Origin of the sequence: Mesorhizobium sp. M0152 (genome assembly GCF_040322415.1) — a bacterium.
GTDB lineage: Bacteria > Pseudomonadota > Alphaproteobacteria > Rhizobiales > Rhizobiaceae > Mesorhizobium.
Genome location: NZ_JAMYTH010000012.1, coordinates 61,532 through 78,184 on the forward strand (window position 1 = coordinate 61,532; position 16,653 = coordinate 78,184).

Below are 16,653 nucleotides of genomic sequence, written 5' to 3' on the forward strand. Positions count from 1 at the left end.
GTGGATCGGGTCTTCGTAGAATATTACGAGGAGGAACTGACCCATATCCGGGGCCTTGCGGCGGAATTTGCCGACATGCATCCGGCGGTGGCGCGCAACCTTTCCCTCGATACGGTGCCCTGCCCGGATCCTTACGTCGAACGGCTGCTCGACGGCGTCGCCTTCCTCGCCGCGCGCACCCGGCTGAAGGTTGATGCGGAGCGCTCGCGGTTTTCACGCAGCGTGCTGGACGTCCTGTATCCAGATCTGGTCACGCCGGCGCCGGCAACGGCCATGGTGGTGCTCAAACCCGGGCAGCAGGTCCAGTCGATGGTTGCCGGCCATGTCGTCAAGCGCAACACCCGGCTGGTCTCCGGCCTGCAGCCCGGCCTTTCGACGCGCTGCACGTTCACCACCGCCCAGGACATCACCCTGTGGCCGATAGCGGTCACTTCGGTAAGCTACTTTCAAGATCGCAGCGCGCTCGCGGCGGCCGGCATAGCGCCGATCGGCGGTGTTGGTGGCGAGGCGGCACTCCGCATCGTGCTGGCTCGGACAGGAAAGGGCAGGCTCGACGAACTGTTGCTCGACCGGCTTGATCTCTATTTTGCCGGGCGCACAAAGGCGCCACTGCTTTTCGACGCGATTTTCGGCGCCTGCTCGGCCGTTGGCGCGCGCGCGGAAGGCAAGACCAATCCCGTATCGTCCTTGCCGGAACCCGAAATGATCGGCATCAGCGACGAAGAGGCCCTGATGCCTCGTACCCGCCCGACATTTGAGGGGTACCGTCTGCTGCGCGAATATTTCATGATGCCCGAGCGCTTTCACTATGCGCGGATTTCCGGGCTGCTGCCCGTCGTGCGCCGATGCGCGGCCGGGCTGGAGATCATCTTTATGTTCAGGCGTCCAGTACCTGAGCTAGCCGACCTGACACCGGCTGATTTCGAGCTTTTCGCAACGCCGATCATCAATCTCTTCGAACGTGAGTGCAACGTCATCGAGCTTGATCCGCGCAAGACGCGCCAGGTGCTGCATGCCGACCGAACGCGGGCGCGCGACTTCGAAATCTACCGGGTCATCCGCGTCGAAGACGCCGACACGGGGAGCAGCGATGCCGAAATTCCAGAGCTCTTCAGCCTGGGTCAGAATCGCGGCAGTGGCTGGGTCTATTCCACCGAGCGTCGCCCGCGCCGTGCGACGGAAGAGGAGCGGCGCGACGGGCTGACCCGCACCTCTTACACAGGGGACGATGTTTTCCTGGCGATTTCACGCCCGGTGGAAAGTCAGGCGAACCGGCCGCTGAAGCGTGTCGACGTCGTGGCACTTTGTACCAACCGCGATCTGCCGATCCTCGACGACAATCCTACCTTGACGCTGGAGGCCGGCGATCCGGTCGAGACGGTGCGGCTTCTCGGCGCGCTGCGTCCGCCTCGCCCGGCCATTCCCGCGGCGTTGCCGGCGGGCGCGGCGGGAGAATCCCGGGCCGACAATCTCGCCTGGCGGCTCGTGGCACAGTTGGCGCTCAACTTTCTCAGCCTTGCCAAGGAGGGCCGCGGCGTCGATCCGCTGCATGCGCTGCTCGACCTCTATGCCGACCGCGGCGATCCGAGCCTTGCCCGCAACGTACATTCGATCGTCCGTATCGACTCGCGGTCGGTCATCGAACGGCTGCAGATCGACGGGCCGATGTGCTTCGGGCGCGGCACCGAAGTGACATTGCATGTGGACCAGTCGGTCCTGGCAGGGCAAAGCACATTGCTGCTTTCGGCGTTGCTGGCGCGGCTGTTTGCCCGTCATGCCGGAATAAACGGCTTTGTGCGGACCCGCACGCGGCTGCTGCAGAAGCAGGAGGATGTGCCATGGCCGATGACGCCCGGCAATCGCTACCTGATCTAGAGGCAGTCGATCCGAACTGGGCCGACGGACTGTCCGAAGCGTTCGACTTCTTCGAGCTGTTGCGCCGGCTCGAACGGCGGGGCGGGCTGTTCGGCTATTCCGGCTCGCCGGAACGCGAGCCGGCAAGGCTCGGACAGCACGTGCGCCTGAGTTTTTCGGCCAGGGACGTGGTTGAATTCCGCGACGCGAACGACAAGGCCCCCGCCAGGGTCACCGTGGCAAATCTCGGCCTGATGGGACCTGAAGGTCCCATGCCGCTGCATTTGACGCGCTGGGTGCTCGATCGCCTTTCGCAGCGCTGGTTCACCGGCGCTGACGCGCAGCAAACCAGTGACACGACATTCATGGACTTCGTCAACGTGCTGCAACACCGCATGATCGCCCTGTATTATCGGGCGTGGGCGGATGCGCATCCGGCGGTACAGGTCGAGCGCGCGGTCGGCGGGCGCGTTCGCGCCATGCTTGAAGCCATGGCGGGACTCGGACTTCCCGGCACCCAAAGCACCGAACTCGATACGGTGAAGCTTCGCCAGGCGGCTTCGCTCGCCGGCCAGGTCGATGGCCCGGAACGGCTGACGCTGTTCCTGGCGGAGGCGTTCAAGGTGCCGGTTCAGATCAAGGAGTTCATCGCCTCCTGGATAATCATACCAACCGGGCTCCAGACCCGCCTTGCCAAAGCCTATGCAGGGCTCGGTCGAGGAGCGACGATCGGCCCACGCGTTTTCAATCGTCAAAGCAGGATCGAACTGCGTGTCGGTCCGCTGGGGTACGAGGCCTTCAAAGCGTTCGTGCCTGGCGGCCAGCGGCTCAAACTCTTCAAGCAAGCCGTTCGCGACATGGTCGGGGAATCGCTCGACGTCGACCTGCGCATCGTGCTTGCGCGTGAAGCAGTGCCGCAGCCCCGTATCGGAGCGGTACAGCTCGGCCGGACCGCCTGGCTTGCGCGGCCCACTGAAAGGGGCGATGCTGACGACATGCGGCTGCGGACAATAGTCGGATGGCGGCCGGAAATGGCGGGGGTCGCGGCATGAGCCTGCTGCTGACGCTGGAGCAAGGGCCGCGTACCCAGGCGGTACGGCAGACCCGGCTGGACGACGGCGAGCTGGTGATCGGCCGCAGCGCGGACGCGGGCTGGCAGATCGACGATCCCGACATGTTCGTTTCGCGCGCTCATTGCAAGATTTCGGGCGGGCGAGATGGATATTTCGTCACCGATACGTCAAGCAGCGGATTGTTCATAAACGACTCCGACAGCCCGCTCGGGGCCGGCAAGTCAACGCGCCTTCTAAGCGGTATGCGGCTGAGACTGGGCGACTACGTCGTACATGTCGACCTGCAGACGCCAACCGCCCAGGCACAAGCGGCCGGCCAGCCGGTCCCGGAACGCCTGCCGGCGGCATCCCGGGCGCCGGTGAGCATCGGCCGCGATGACTTCTTTTCCGCCCCGGTCGAAGAAGAGCCGCGACGGCCACGTCCGGCCGATCTGCCAAACCCGTTCGAGCAGCCGGTTCCGGGCGCGTTCGAGCGTGTCGCCTCCGGCCAGCGCAGCTCGCCAGCTTTCGATGACCCGTTCAGCCTCGATCCGGTTTCAACACCTGTGTCGAAAGACGCCGCCCCTTACCTTGAACCGGGCGGCGCGGCGAACCAGGCGGACCCATTCAGCCTCGACCCCGTGCCGTCCCCCGGCAGCGGAGCCCAATCTGCCCAGGGAAAGCCGTCCGATTTCAGCGATGATTTTGGTTTCGGACCAGCCCCGGCGACCGGTTCGGCAAACGGCAAGGGCTCGGCCGTGCAGCGCGAGCGCATCGCCAAACGACCGCAATCCGCCAACCCCTGGGATTTACCCGTGCAAGCGGCGGATGTCCCGCCTCCAGCGCGGACAGGTGCCGCTGCCAAACCCGCCCGCCTGCCGGCAGCGGCGCAGCTGGGGGACATCACGCTTCGCTCCGCATTCCTGCATGGCATGGGGGTCGAGGAAGCCGACTTCCCCGGGCGCGACACGGTTGCGGAAATGGAGAAGTTCGGCCGCGAATATCGGCTGATGATGGAAGGCCTGATGCAGCTTCTGCGCAAGCGGGCCGAGGAGAAGGGAAACGCGCGCGTCGCCCAGACCGTGGTCGGGGCCTCTGAGGTCAATCCGCTCAAGTTTCTGCCGACGGTCGACGACGCCATCGTCACCCTTATCGCCGAGCGCAGCCCCGGATTTCTCGCCGGCGAAGCGGCAATCGCCGATGCGGTTCGCGATCTCGCTCAACATCACGTGCGCGCCTGGCGTGGCGTACAGGCTGCCTTGCGGCGGATGATCGACCGTTTTGACCCGGCAGCGATCGAGGAAGAGCTGAAATCGAATTCCGCGATCGGCACGCTGCTTTCAGGCGGGCGCGGCGCCAAGCTGTGGGAGCTTTACCAGAAACGCCATCGTGAAATCGCCGAGAGCGCGGAAAAAAGCTTTCTTGGCGAAATCGGCGCCGATTTTCGGGATGCATATGAGGAGGAGTGAGACATGATCGATCGACGTGAATTCGTCGTTGCCCTAGGTGCGACCGGACTGCTCGCCGCTTGCCAGAGCGGTCCGCCGAAACCATCGGTGATCACCGTCAACGTGACCGGCGGGGCCGGCATGAATCCGGGACCAGGGGGCGGTGACCGTCCGGTGACGGTCCTCGTGATGCGTCTGCGCAGCACCGGGAAATTCAACTCAGCCGATTATTTTGCGCTGCAGGGGGATGCCGGCTCGGCGCTCGGGGGCGACCTCATCGGATCGGACCAGATCGCCGTCGGGCCGGGGAAGACCGCGTCCAAGACCATCACGGTCGAGCCGGACGCGACGGCGCTGGGCTTCGTTGCGCTTATCCGCGAGCCCGGAGGCCGGAACTGGCGAACAACCAAGTCGGTATCGGCAGGATCACAGTTTACGGTCAACGTCACGATTGGCAGCGGCGGCATTTCCGCCTAGCGGCCAGGGCAAGGGGAGCTCAATGCAGGATGTAGCGGCATGAGCGATGCAAACAGGGTGCTGTGGTCCGAGGGCCTTTTCCTGCGGACCCAGCATTTCCAGCAGCAGGATCGTTTTTTCGAGGCGACGGTGCGCGGCGCGTTGCAGGCCGGGCAACTGCATACGTTCGGCTTTCAACAGCTGACGCTGGATCAGGCATTGCTGGACGCCGGCCAGATCTCGATCCTGTCCGCACGAGGCATCTTTCCGGATGGGACGCCTTTTTCCATCCCAGACATGATGGACGCGCCGCGACCGCTGCCGGTCACCCCAGACACGGCCGCCGGACGGGTGCTGGTCGCCTTGCCGCTGGAGCCTCCGGGCGGCGTCGGTTTCGATCCAGCGCATGCCGCCGCCTCGGGAGCGCGATATCACGGGCGGATCGTTTCGGTGCGTGACGCCGTCCAGGGCGGTTCAGATCCTGAAGAGATCGAGATCGCCCGGCCGCAAGCGCTGCTGCTTGCGCCCGGCAAGTCGGTCGGTGGCTACACAGCCTTGCCGATTGCCGACCTCAAGGGGGTTCGAGCTGACGGCGGCGTCTCTCTGGACGAGACCTTCCTGCCACCCGCATTGGTAACCGGCGCGGTGGCCTGGTATCGGCAATTGCTTCTGGAAGTCGTGACGGGCCTCGACCAGATCGCCGAGGCGCATGGCAAGATGGTCATGGGTGGGCCTGGGCGCAGCGTCGAAGATCTGCTGATGCTCAATCTCGCCAATGCGGCGCGTCCGCGGCTGGCTCACATGCTGGCGCAGGATGTCTTCCATCCGGCCGAGCTTTACCTGGAACTTGCCGGGCTCGCCGGTTCGATGGCGACCTACGGATCGAGCGCGCGGCGGCTGGGCGAATTGCCCGCTTACGATCATATGGCGCCCGGCCCCGCCTATTCGGCGCTGGCGGATGCGCTGCGCTCGCTCATCCTCAGCCTGCGTTACATCGAACCGAAATCGCGTGCGCTGCCTGTCATGCGGCATTCGACCAATGTCTGGAAAATACGGATCGACAATCCGAAGCTGCTGGTGGCCAGCCGGATCGTCATCCGGGTCGGCTCGGAGTTGTCGGAGGACGCGCTGCGCAAGATATTCGTCAATCAGGCGACTGTCGGCTCGGCCGACCAGTTCGAGGGCCTGTGGAAATCCCGTTTGCCCGGTATTCCGCTGAAACCGCTTCATTCCCAGCCGCGCGAGATCCCCTACGATGGCGATCGGCTATGCCTCGAGCTGGACCAGAAAAGCGAGCATTGGGCGTCGCTGCTCGATGCTCCCGGCTTCGTCATCGGAGTTTCGGGCGTCTTGCCAAGCGAGCCGCAGGTGGACTGCTATTCGGTGAACAGGTGAGATCATGAGCCGCGATGATCCTTTCGGACTGTCGGAGGATCGCGAACGCACTCGCATACGATTGACCGGAGCACCGGTGCCGCGGCCGATGGCGCCGCTGTTGCCGGGCGCGGCGGTAAAGCGGTCTCGCACCCACCCGAACGCGCTTGTCAACGCATTCGCGCCCCTGCTCGAATTCGCTCCCGAGCTTGAAAGCGCGCTGCCGCCGGAGAACCCGGAAGCGCTGCGCACCCGGCTGCTTGAAGAACTGGTTCGGGCACGCGACACGGCAATGTCGACGGGGTCCTCGATGGAGAGGGCCGACCAGGCAGCCTGGGTCGTGGCGGCGTTGCTTGACGATCTGGCTCTGAACACGCCATGGGGCGGCGCCAGCGCCTGGCCGCGGCAGCCGCTTGTGGTCATGCTGCGCGGCGATGTCGATGCCGGCACGCAGTTCTTCACGCGTCTCGACGAACTGGAACGCCATCCCAACCGCGATCGCGAACTGCTGGAGTTGCAGTACGATTGCATGGCGCTCGGCTTTCGCGGCAAATATCGCGTGCCTGGCCGGTCAGGCGATCGCTCGCTCAATGCGGTTCGCGTCGCGGCAGCCCGCTTCTTGCGCGATGCCGACGCCGAAGGCGCGCCCCTGTCGCCAAACTGGAAGGGCGTGATCGCATCCGACGAGCCGCAGCGCTTCATCGTTCCGATCTGGGTCATGGCACTCGGTGCGGCGGTTGTTGCCACGGCAATTCATATCGGGCTCTCGATGGGACTGAGCAGCCAGGCGGTCGAGCTTTCCGCCCTTGTGCGGGCGCTGCCGCCGCCCGCGCGCGGCGACGTCAGCCGTACGTCGCCCAAGGTCGATGCCCCGCCCCCGGAAAAAGTGGATTTTGCGCTGTTGCCTGAATTTCAAGCCGGGGCGCCGGCCGAGCTCAAATCCGCGCTCAGCGGCACCGAGAGCGTCTCGTTGGCCAAGCTGATCATCCAGGCCTCCAATCCCGAACTGTTCCAGTCGTCGCGCCCGCAACTGACCGAAGGCTTCGAGCCCCTGATCGGTTCGATCGCCAAGGTGATCCTCGCCAATCAGGAGCTGATCGGGAACATCACGGTGGTTGGTCATACGGACAGCGTTCCTCTGCAAAAGACCAATCCACTGTCGACCAACCAGCGACTATCCGAGGCTCGGGCCCAGACGATTGCCGACATGCTGGTCCAGAATGGGGTGCCAGGGGACCGCGTCCATTCCGAGGGCCGCGCCGCAACCGATCCAGTGGCCAGCGACAGCACGCGCGAGGGGCGAGCCTTGAACCGCCGCGTCGAGGTGCTCGTCGAGAAGAGGCTGTGAGATGTTCATCCTGCGCTTCCTCTGGGCGGTTCTGACATCGCGTTGGCTGTGGACCTTGATCGGCATCACGCTGCTTTCCCTGGTCGTCTGGGTGTTCGGTCCGATCGTCAGGGTCGGCCCCTATGAACCCTTCGCCTCCGACAATGTGCGCATCGTCATCGTCGCGCTGCTGGTCATCTTCTGGCTGATCTGGCTGATCGTCGCCCAGCGCCGGGCGATCCGCGCCAACCGCCTGTTCGTCGCCGAGATCGCAGCGCCTGCGGTGGAAAAGCCGCTGAGCCCCGGCGAAGAGAACGTCGCTGCCGTAGGGGCCAAGTTCGCCGAGGTGATGGCCGAACTGAGGCGTCGCAAGCTGGGCGGACGCAAGTTTCTGCGCGAGATGCCGTGGTATGTGATCGTCGGACCGCCGGCCACCGGCAAGACCACGGCCCTGCGGCAGTCCGGACTGAATTTTCCGATCGACCTCACCGACGACCTGCAAGGAGTCGGCGGCACGCGCAATTGCGACTGGTTCTTTTCCGAGAACGCGGTTCTGATCGACACCGCCGGCCGCTATGTGCAGCAGGAGAGCCAGCCAGACGTCGACGCGGCGGAATGGCTGGGCTTTCTTGATCTTCTGAAGAAGCATCGCGGCCGCCGCGCCCTCAATGGCGTGATCGTCGCGCTTTCGATCGACGTGCTTTCGGAGGGCGACGAAGCCATCAAGGCGCACGGCCGCAAGATCCGCCGACGGTTAGCCGAGCTCAACGACCGGCTTGAAATCCGCCTTCCGGTCTATCTGATGCTGACCAAGGCCGATCTGATCAAGGGCTTCGAGGCCTTCTTCGGCGGCTTGTCCACCGCCTCACGCGAGCAGGTATGGGGAACGACTTTCGCGCTGGATGCGCGCGTGGATGCCAAGACCATCGAGCGCGAAATTTCGACGCTGGCGACACAACTCGAGTGGCGGCTGGTGCCGCGCCTGGAGGATGAGGAAAAACTCGCCGCCCGTGCCGAAATCTTCAGGTTTCCCGCCCAACTCGCAAGCCTGTCCGAACCGATCCAGGTGCTGGTCGAGGCGATGTTCGGCGAAAGCCGGTATGAAGAGGCCGCCTGGCTGCGCGGCCTCTATCTGACATCGGCGACGCAGGAAGGGGCACCGATCGACCGGCTGACCGCGGCGCTGTCGTCGTCCTTCGGTCTTCCGCCACGGCGGGCCCTGCCCGCGCAAAGGGTCGAGAAACGCAGCTTCTTCCTGAAGAACCTGCTCACCGAAGTCATCTTCAAGGAAGCAGGTCTCGGTACGTTCGACCCCCTTGCGCAACGCCGACGCACCTGGATCTGGCGGGGTGCGGCGGCGGCTTGTGCGGCAGCGGCGCTGCTGGCCGGCGGATTGTTCACCTGGTCCTATCTTGACAACCGCAACGCAATTACGGCCCAGGCCAGCCAGTTCGAGGCCCTGCAAACCCCGCTGACCTCGGCCGCCGCAGACCCGGCATCGGTGCAGCAGCCCGCCATGGATCCCGCGCTCGAGGCGATGGACGCTGTCGCAAATGCCCGGACACCACCGCCGGGCGCAGTCCAAGATCTGCTCGGACCATCAGCCTCGGCGGAACTGGTGCGGGCTCAGACCGACACGTACGACCACGCCCTGCGCAACGTGCTTGAGCCGCACATGGTGGCGCTTCTTGAGGCCACCATGTGGCGGCAGATCCGCGATCCGGATTTCATGCTCGGCGCCCTCAAGGCCTATCGCATGATGACGGGCCTGTCGCAGATGGACACGGATTTCGCCCAGAACTGGTGGGTAAACAGCCTGCCCGAATTCGCCGTCGCGGCACCATTTCCAACCGCCGATGCCGAAGAGCATCAGCTTGCCGCCATCCGCCGGATGGCCGTCGACGCAAGCTATATCGAGCCCGACCAGGCCCTGGTTGCCGAAGCGCTGAAAACGGTATGCACGATCTCGTTGCCGGCACGTGCCTACAAGCAGTTGCTGGCCGATCCGGCGGTGGCCGGGCTCAAGGAGTGGATCCCGGCGAATTTCGCCGGCCCGAACGGTGCCAAGGTTTTTGCGCGTCGCTCCGACAAGACGCTTCGTGTCGGCGTTTCGGGAGCCTTCACCTATGCAGGCTTCCACGATGCCGTTCTCGACCGGATCGAGGATGTGGCTGCACAAGCGGCGCTGGATCGCGCGGTCTTCGCCGGGGGCTGCTCCGAGAACTCCGAAACGTCGGTGTCGGCGCTGTCCGAGGATATCCTGAAGCTCTATTACGACGACTATATCGCGCAGTGGGACAGCTTCCTGCGTGATATGAGGCTGGCGCCGTTGACCGATCTCAATGTGGCCAGCGAAAATCTGAAGGATCTCTCCAGCGCCGATTCAGCACTGAAACGCCTGCTTACCGCGGTCGTCCAGGAGACCGACCTTACCCGGTCCGATGAAGCGCCGGCCGACGACAAGGCCGCGGCCAAGGGCGGCTCGAAACTGCTCGGCAAACTCGGCAAGCTTGGCAAGATCGTGAAAACGGGGGCAAAGCTGCTTCCACGCGCCGGCTCGGCCGATGAAGTGGATCTTACCGGCAATCTGGTGGCCGAGCACTTCAAGCCACTCAAGGGTGCAATTGCCGAGGTCGACGGCCAGCCGCCGGCGCTCGACGCCGCGGTGGTGGCTCTGACGGCGCTGTCCAACGTGCTGCAGACGGTCACGGCCAACCCAGACCCCCAGGACGCCATCAAGAAGCAGGGCGGCCTCGCCGAGCTGACGGGAGCGGTCGCCAGGCAAGCCCAGATCCTGCCCGATCCGATCGACGACTGGCTCGGCGGTATCGCCGGCGACACCAGCGGGTTGACGCAAAAGGCGGTCACCTCGGAGCTCAACGCCATCTGGCGCGCCGACATCCTGCCTTTCTGCCAGGCGGCGCTCAACGACCGCTATCCGTTCAGCCCCGAGAGCGCGGTGGACGTCAATGTCCGCGATTTCGCCCGCCTGTTCGGCCCGGCGGGCCTGATCGATGCCTTTATCAACGACCATTTGATCAGCTATGTGGACACGGCCAGCCAGCCATGGAAATGGCGTGCCGACTTCGGCCTCGACCCGTCGGCGCTGGCCGCGTTCGAGCAGGCCAGGCGGATCCGCGACGATCTGTTTCCTGGTGGCACTGGCCCGATGATGAGCTTCACGCTCGAACCGAAAGACCTGTCTCCGAACGTCACGCGCGTGACGCTCAACCTCGATGGCCAGAGCCTCGTCTACTTCAACAACGCGACGCGGCCGCAACCGATGACCTGGCCCGGCAAGGACGGCACCGGGGTCATCTCGCTCGCCTTCCAGCCCATCGACGGTTCGCCCGAAATCATGCTCAACGAGACCGGCAGCTGGGCGTGGCTGAGGATGCTGCGCAGCGGCCGTTTCGCCGGCACGTCGCTGACCGATGTCTACAGCCTGCGCCTGGGCACGAAAGGCATGTACGCCGATTTCGAACTCAAGGCCGCCAGCGTGGAGAATCCCTACAATCTGCAAATGTTCAAGAAATTCTCATGCCCGCCGCAGATATGAACACCGGATTCTTCGGCAAGATCCCGGCGACCGGAGATTTCGTCGCCTGGAACCTGCCGCGCACCTTCATCGACCGTTGGGATCGCTGGATGTCGATGGAACTGCGCGCGCGGCCTGATGAGGGCGAGGACCTCGATGACCGCGTCTGGCGCTTCGTCATCCAGGGCGCGATTTTTGGTGAACAACCCTGCGCCGGTGCCTGGCGCATGAGCCAGGACCGCGTCGGCCGCCGCTATCCTTTCGCTGTTGTGAGCATTGGCGCGATGCCAGAGGCAGCGGATCCCTGGTTCGAGGGCATGGCGAACATCGCCGAACTGACTGTGAAGGAGCTTTGGGACCAGCAATACATCGCGGTGCGCCTGCGGGCGCTGGAACCACCAAGACAGTTCTCCGTAATGAAGCGCATCGTTTTCTGGACGGATGACTGGGAGGTGCGTGAACTCGCCTTCTCTGACATTCATGACCTCGCCGACAATGCGCTGCCGGCAATGCGCGCGGCGCGTGCCGTGCCGCAGGAGTCCTGACCATGGGGCTCAGCGTCTATGCCGAGAAGATGGGGTTTTTCCACAAGGGCAGCAACGGCCAGGGCATTGCGCCCGGCGATGTCTGTCTGTCGCCGCCATCCCCGCCCGCGGGTCCGGTTCCAGTACCCTACGTAAATATGCTGTCGTCATCCGATCTGACCAAGGGCACCAAGAGCGTGAAGATCGACGGCGAGCCGACAGCTGTCGAGAATGCGTCGGAAATCTCGACCAGCACCGGCAACGAGCCGGCAACGCAAGGCCTCGGCGCGGGAGTCATAACCCATCAGATCAAGGGCAAGGGCGTCTTCAAACTATGGTCGTTCACGGTGAAGGCGGAAGGCAAGGGCGTCGACCGTCATGGCGACATGATGGACCAGAACACCGCCAGCGACCCGCCGCCCAATTGCGTCAACCCGGCCGCGTTCAACAAGTTTCTGGCGACGTTGACCGCGGATCAGAAGACGACGAAATGCGCGGTCAAATATGACCGGGTCGCGCACCGTCCAAAACGGACCGATGAGCAGTCGACCAAAGTCAATGGCAAGGCCTGTTGGCAATGCAAGAAGACCCGACGGGGGCGCTACTCAAAACTGGTTCCAACGCCTCCCAATGACGAGATGAAGCAGGAGATGGTTCATGATCATCAACCGCCGCTCTGCGTTGCGTGGGAAATGGGTGGGTGTAATATGCAGAACTCGCCCGATGCCTTCCTGGCTCATTTCTCGACGCCGGAATCGGTCAAACCCCATTGTGGTCGATGCTCGACTTCGCAAGGCTCTCCGGCCGCGAAATATGCCAAGAACTTTATCGACGATATGCCCGTGGCAATTGGGTGACGAGCGATGCGCGGTATAGAAGAAATCAGAGACAGCTACATCAGCGAACTGATCACCATCCAGCCCGAGTTGGAGGATTGGTGGGATGACATGATCGCCGACGAAGGGCAGGCTGTCTGGAAGCGCTGGCCGACCGGGATCGCGGGGCACCCACGGGTGCTGGCGATCTTCCGCAAGCATTACCTTGAGATTGTGGCCTGGAACAATGCGCAACGCCCCGAGGGCGACCAGCCAGAAGAGAAGTGGGGCGTCGACAGCGGCGGCCGAAGCCAGGGTTTCGAGTGGCCGGTCGAAGTCCTCATTATCAACGTCCGGCATTTTGCCCCGGAGCTCCAACCCCTCATCGATGGTTTGTGCTTTGTGCCGATGGCCATGAATCCCGAAGACGAGGTTGAATAGTGGCACTGATCACACGCTATAGTTCAGATCTCGGTACCAGGCGCTTGCTCGCGCAGCCCCGTGATGTCGCCCCGCCGCAAGATATCCGCGTCGCTCGCAAGCACGACGAGGCCAGCCCGATGCACAGGATCTTGTTCGCCGAGTATGTGGCGGAGCTGACTGATGCCTACGACATCGCGGCCGAGTGGTGGGCAGACATCATTTCCACCGAAGAGGAGCTCCAGGGCAGCCGCGAGAAGGCCCTCGAGAAAGCCTTCGATGACCGCGTCGCGGGTGCCGCGGCCAGTCCGCAGGTGGTCTGGGTGATACGCCGCTATTGGCTGAAATGCGTTACAGTCAACGTCAGCGCGGGTGAAGAAACTGGCGTCGCGGCCGAAATCTTCCTGCTGCAATGGCTGATCGATGCCGACAAGACCGAGTTGGTCAAGCTCGTCGCCTGCATGCCCTATTGGCCTATTGGCCAGAACGATAAAGGCAATTGGTGCTGATCCATGATGTTCGCGGTCTGGATCGAGAATCGCACGCCGTTCGTTGCCGGAACATTTGTCCAGGCAAATGCAGACGGTAACGAGATTTTCCTGGCGGTTTTTTCGGCCAGCTTCGACATGTCGGGAGATGCCACGCAATTTCAGCCAGCCGTGGAACAACTGCCGGTAAGCTTCGGCGACGTGCCATTCGGCGAGCCTGCCTGCTCGTCAACCCGCTATGAAGGCGAGATCGCCTGGACCAAGCCGGGGATCGATATTATCTTGAACGGCCAGGCATATGCGCCGCGCGAGCGGCGCGTCCAAGAGATGCAGATCGGGTTGAAGGTGGCCAGCATCCGCAAGGTGCTCAACGTGACCGGCGACCGCCTCTACGATGCGGGCCGCTATAGCCAGCCGCACCCCTTCGCGAGGATGCCGATCATCTACGAGCGCGCTTACGGCGGTACCGATGACAGCGGCAGGACCGACCCGCGTAACCCGCTTGGCGTCGGTTTCCGTCATGCCCGCTCCGCTGATAAGGCCGTGAAGACGCATGCACCCAACGTCACCTATGCGAGTGAGCCGTTCCGTAGCCCGTCCGATCAGCCAAGACCAGCCGGGTTTGGGGTGATCGGACGCGGCTGGCATCCGAGGCTGCCGTTAGCGGGCACTTACGATCAGGCCTGGATCGATGATCAGTGGCCTCTTGCGCCAAAGGATTTCGATCCGCGCTACAATCTCTGCGCGCCTGCCGATCAGCAGTTGCAGCATCTGAACGAAGGCGAGGAGGTCAGCGTCATCGGCATGACGCCGGAGGGCAGCTGGAACTTCCGACTGCCGCGCGTCATGGCTCCGATCCGCCTTCTTTACGACGACCGTGCGGAGGATCGGCCTTTCCACATCGACACGGTTGTCATTGAGCCGGATGTGCGCCGCGTCACGATGAAGTCGCGCTTATCCATCGTCACCAGGCGCAACACGCCCGCGCTCAGGGAGATCGTCTTCGGCCATGTGACGCCTGCCTTTCTCCTCGCGCGACGCAAGCGCAAGGCCTATCTAAGCCCGCGCGGCGACGAGGGACTGATGGCCGCGAGGGCGACATGGCTGGGCTGAGGGCTCCGATCTACATCATGGGCGGTGGCGCCGTGACACCAGCTGGCCTCAATGCGCGCCAGACACTTGCGGCAATCCGGGCCAGTCTTTCCGCGTTCGAGCGGCGTACCCTAGCCGACCCGTTCGGCGAAGATCAGACCGTTTCCCGCATCCCCTCGCACTATTCCCTTCGCCTCACCGAGAACGCTTGGCTCACCAGCATGGCTGCGCGCGCGGTGGGCGAGGCGCTTGAAAAAGGCGGTGTTTCTGCTGGCGCCAGCGCTCTTTTGTTGGTCACGCCCGAGGCGTTCCGGGACCATCTGGCTTTCTCGGAGGTGCCGGCCAACCAGTTTCTCGCTGGCCTGCAAGACAACCTGTGCGAAAAGTTCCATCCCTCCTCGCGCGTCTTCGACGGGGGCGCCGCGGCCTGCATCTGGCTGCTGGATCGAGCGGCGGACCTCCTGGCAACGCCGGGAGTCGAGCAGGTTCTGCTGGGTGGCGTCGACAGCCTGGTGAACGACAAGGATATCGCCCGGCTCATGGCCGCCAACCGCCTGAAGGCCGAGGATAATGCGCAGGGTCTTGTCCCGGGCGAAGGTGCCGCCGTCGTCTGCCTACGCCGCTCGCCCGGTCGCGGTTTGGCCGCCCAGTGTGCCATTCACGGGGTCGGCGCCGCGATGGAGGAAAACTCCGTGCTGTCGGAAAACAACAGCCAAGGCAGGGCGTTGGTGACTGCCTGCCGTACCGCGATCGAAGGCAAGGGGCCGACCGAGCCCGACATCAAGTTCGTTGTTGGCAGCGACAATGGCGAACGGTACAGCGCGTGGGAGACATTGATCGGGCGTGCACGCTTCTACCGAACGCGCCGCGAGACCTTTCCGATGGCTTATCCCGCGATGACGATCGGGGACATCGGCGCCGGTGCCGGTGCGCTCACCCTGCTTATTGCCGCCGACAGTTTCGCCAAGACCTATGCTCCCGGCCGTGTTGCCATGTGCGAGGCCGCATCGGAAGCCGGCATGCGTGCCGCCGCGCTCGTGAGCGAGGTCGTTCGTGAGTGAGTGAGTGAGTGAACCGCCGCGCGCCCTCAGGCGGTTCTTCACATCCACGCCGGAATTGGGCGAGAACGCCGCCAATTCATCAGCGTGAGCTCAGCATTGGCTAGGGCCTTCCTCATTGCATCCAGCTTCAGGCGCCGCATTGATTGAAATTTATCGAACCTCGCCGGGCCTTTCCCATTGTCCCACCAGGCCTGGGCCCGCGAAGCGGAAGGCAGCGGCGTCGCCTCTATAGGTCCGAACTCCGGCCCCAGCTTGGCCGGGTCCGCGACGAACACGTCGGTGTCGTTGAAGTCAATCTCGATCAGGTCGCGCAGGGCGAGCCCCGCGGCATAAGCGAGTTCCGGCGACTGCATCTTCTCGATCAGCCAGGGCATGATTGCCATGTCACCCAGCAGTCCGCTCGCCGCGACTGCCGCTTCCCGCATTGCAGAGGTGGATACGAGTTGCTGCCACCATGATCGCGCCGCGATCGACGGCGTGGTGAGCAGCCGGATTTCCACGATAGCTCCCGCAAACTCCGGATAGCCGACCAACATCTTGTCAAGCACGGGTTGCGCCAGCCGAGCCTCGCCCAGCAGGCATGCCGCTACTGCCGCCTGCAGCCGTTCCTCCGCGCCACGCGCTTCCATACATGCCGCAACCTCGACGATCACATCGCGACGCCGCCGCGCACCCGCGAGCTTCAGCGCCCTGCGCCGCACTTCGGCGTCGCGGTCGGTCAGCAGTTCCGCGAGCCTGAGCCCGGGATTGACTCCATGATGGTACAGCGCGCCAACCCCCAACGCACGTTCCATTGCGACCGTCGAATCCAGCCAACGCGCAACGAACGGCTTCAACCTGTCCGGCGAGCTACGAGCAACGGCGCCGGATAGCGCCGACAGCCCGGAATTCCCAAGCGGTCCCGCGCTATCAAGGGCAAACTTGATGCCGGGCGCGGATTGCCATTCGAACGCCAGGGCCCCGAGTAAAAACAGCTCGGGAGGCTCCTGGTAGTCGGCAAAGCGTGTCGTCACGAGGTCCCACGCCGCCTGGCCGGCTGCGAATAGCCCGTCGAGGTTGGCGTCGAGCCGCTGGTCGATGCGGCCTATGTCGAAAGGTCCCATCAAGTGGCCATCGATTTCTCGCGCACGACGGTGCCACAGGAACGCGGCATCCTCGACATGCTGCTCGATAATCGCCGGGATCGTCGCAATCCGCTGCATAG

The 16,653-nt window shown here is 63.9% G+C and carries 14 protein-coding genes; 13 read left to right on the plus strand and 1 reads right to left on the minus strand.

What is annotated here, in order from left to right; genetic code table 11:
- From tssF to NKJ26_RS14860, 13 genes are read left to right on the plus strand one after another with little or no spacing between them, the layout of a single operon-like run.
- On the plus strand, nt 1–1,875 hold the full coding sequence (gene tssF / locus NKJ26_RS14800; RefSeq protein WP_352598111.1) for a type VI secretion system baseplate subunit TssF: 1,875 nt from the start codon (nt 1–3) through the stop codon (nt 1,873–1,875).
- Nucleotides 1,839–2,906 carry a type VI secretion system baseplate subunit TssG gene (gene tssG / locus NKJ26_RS14805; RefSeq protein WP_352695945.1) on the plus strand — a complete coding sequence of 356 codons (1,068 nt, stop codon included), beginning with the start codon at nt 1,839–1,841 and terminating at the stop codon, nt 2,904–2,906. Before tssF ends, tssG begins: the two co-directional genes overlap by 37 nt.
- Entirely contained in the window at nt 2,903–4,375 is a 1,473-nt protein-coding gene (tagH, locus tag NKJ26_RS14810; protein ID WP_352695947.1) for a type VI secretion system-associated FHA domain protein TagH, read from the plus strand. Before tssG ends, tagH begins: the two co-directional genes overlap by 4 nt.
- Nucleotides 4,376–4,378: 3 nt before the next feature.
- The gene (tssJ, locus tag NKJ26_RS14815) at nt 4,379–4,831 is read left to right on the plus strand and encodes a type VI secretion system lipoprotein TssJ (protein ID WP_352598114.1); all 453 of its coding nucleotides are present in this window, start codon (nt 4,379–4,381) and stop codon (nt 4,829–4,831) included.
- A 39-nt stretch (nt 4,832–4,870) separates the two neighbouring features.
- Nucleotides 4,871–6,205: a type VI secretion system baseplate subunit TssK gene (gene tssK / locus NKJ26_RS14820; RefSeq protein ID WP_352695949.1), complete on the plus strand. Its 1,335-nt coding sequence runs from the start codon at nt 4,871–4,873 to the stop codon at nt 6,203–6,205.
- Between the two features lie 4 nt (nt 6,206–6,209).
- Nucleotides 6,210–7,532 (plus strand): type IVB secretion system protein IcmH/DotU, encoded by a 1,323-nt coding sequence (gene icmH / locus NKJ26_RS14825; protein WP_352598116.1) that lies wholly within the window; start codon nt 6,210–6,212, stop codon nt 7,530–7,532.
- Between the two features lies 1 nt (nt 7,533).
- Nucleotides 7,534–11,070 carry a type VI secretion system membrane subunit TssM gene (tssM, locus tag NKJ26_RS14830; protein ID WP_352695952.1) on the plus strand — a complete coding sequence of 1,179 codons (3,537 nt, stop codon included), beginning with the start codon at nt 7,534–7,536 and terminating at the stop codon, nt 11,068–11,070.
- The gene (tagF, locus tag NKJ26_RS14835) at nt 11,052–11,594 is read left to right on the plus strand and encodes a type VI secretion system-associated protein TagF (RefSeq protein ID WP_352695954.1); all 543 of its coding nucleotides are present in this window, start codon (nt 11,052–11,054) and stop codon (nt 11,592–11,594) included. Before tssM ends, tagF begins: the two co-directional genes overlap by 19 nt.
- A 2-nt stretch (nt 11,595–11,596) precedes the next feature.
- The gene (locus NKJ26_RS14840) at nt 11,597–12,430 is read left to right on the plus strand and encodes a DUF4150 domain-containing protein (protein ID WP_352695956.1); all 834 of its coding nucleotides are present in this window, start codon (nt 11,597–11,599) and stop codon (nt 12,428–12,430) included.
- Nucleotides 12,431–12,436: 6 nt separating this feature from the next.
- Nucleotides 12,437–12,829, plus strand: coding sequence for a hypothetical protein (locus NKJ26_RS14845; RefSeq protein WP_352695958.1), 393 nt, complete (start codon nt 12,437–12,439; stop codon nt 12,827–12,829).
- Nucleotides 12,829–13,317 (plus strand): hypothetical protein, encoded by a 489-nt coding sequence (locus NKJ26_RS14850; RefSeq protein WP_352695960.1) that lies wholly within the window; start codon nt 12,829–12,831, stop codon nt 13,315–13,317. The genes NKJ26_RS14845 and NKJ26_RS14850 overlap by 1 nt, the downstream gene beginning before the upstream one ends.
- A 3-nt stretch (nt 13,318–13,320) precedes the next feature.
- Nucleotides 13,321–14,409, plus strand: a complete 1,089-nt coding sequence (locus NKJ26_RS14855) for a DUF2169 family type VI secretion system accessory protein (protein WP_352695962.1) — start codon at nt 13,321–13,323, stop codon at nt 14,407–14,409.
- Nucleotides 14,397–15,449 carry a hypothetical protein gene (locus NKJ26_RS14860; protein ID WP_352695964.1) on the plus strand — a complete coding sequence of 351 codons (1,053 nt, stop codon included), beginning with the start codon at nt 14,397–14,399 and terminating at the stop codon, nt 15,447–15,449. Before NKJ26_RS14855 ends, NKJ26_RS14860 begins: the two co-directional genes overlap by 13 nt.
- A gap of 38 nt (nt 15,450–15,487) precedes the next feature.
- Here NKJ26_RS14860 and NKJ26_RS14865 read toward each other — a convergent pair whose 3' ends face one another.
- Nucleotides 15,488–16,651 carry a hypothetical protein gene (locus tag NKJ26_RS14865; RefSeq protein ID WP_352695966.1) on the minus strand — a complete coding sequence of 388 codons (1,164 nt, stop codon included), beginning with the start codon at nt 16,649–16,651 and terminating at the stop codon, nt 15,488–15,490.
- Nucleotides 16,652–16,653 lie beyond the last annotated feature (2 nt).

Coding starts and splice junctions, on each gene's coding strand:
- tssG (WP_352695945.1), top strand. CDS start 1,839: ATGGCCGATGACGCCCGGCAATCGCTACCTGATCTAGAGGCAGTCGAT.
- tagH (WP_352695947.1), top strand. CDS start 2,903: ATGAGCCTGCTGCTGACGCTGGAGCAAGGGCCGCGTACCCAGGCGGTA.
- tssJ (WP_352598114.1), top strand. CDS start 4,379: ATGATCGATCGACGTGAATTCGTCGTTGCCCTAGGTGCGACCGGACTG.
- tssK (WP_352695949.1), top strand. CDS start 4,871: ATGAGCGATGCAAACAGGGTGCTGTGGTCCGAGGGCCTTTTCCTGCGG.
- icmH (WP_352598116.1), top strand. CDS start 6,210: ATGAGCCGCGATGATCCTTTCGGACTGTCGGAGGATCGCGAACGCACT.
- tssM (WP_352695952.1), top strand. CDS start 7,534: ATGTTCATCCTGCGCTTCCTCTGGGCGGTTCTGACATCGCGTTGGCTG.
- tagF (WP_352695954.1), top strand. CDS start 11,052: ATGCCCGCCGCAGATATGAACACCGGATTCTTCGGCAAGATCCCGGCG.
- NKJ26_RS14840 (WP_352695956.1), top strand. CDS start 11,597: ATGGGGCTCAGCGTCTATGCCGAGAAGATGGGGTTTTTCCACAAGGGC.
- NKJ26_RS14845 (WP_352695958.1), top strand. CDS start 12,437: ATGCGCGGTATAGAAGAAATCAGAGACAGCTACATCAGCGAACTGATC.
- NKJ26_RS14855 (WP_352695962.1), top strand. CDS start 13,321: ATGATGTTCGCGGTCTGGATCGAGAATCGCACGCCGTTCGTTGCCGGA.
- NKJ26_RS14860 (WP_352695964.1), top strand. CDS start 14,397: ATGGCTGGGCTGAGGGCTCCGATCTACATCATGGGCGGTGGCGCCGTG.
- NKJ26_RS14865 (WP_352695966.1), bottom strand. CDS start 16,651: ATGCAGCGGATTGCGACGATCCCGGCGATTATCGAGCAGCATGTCGAG.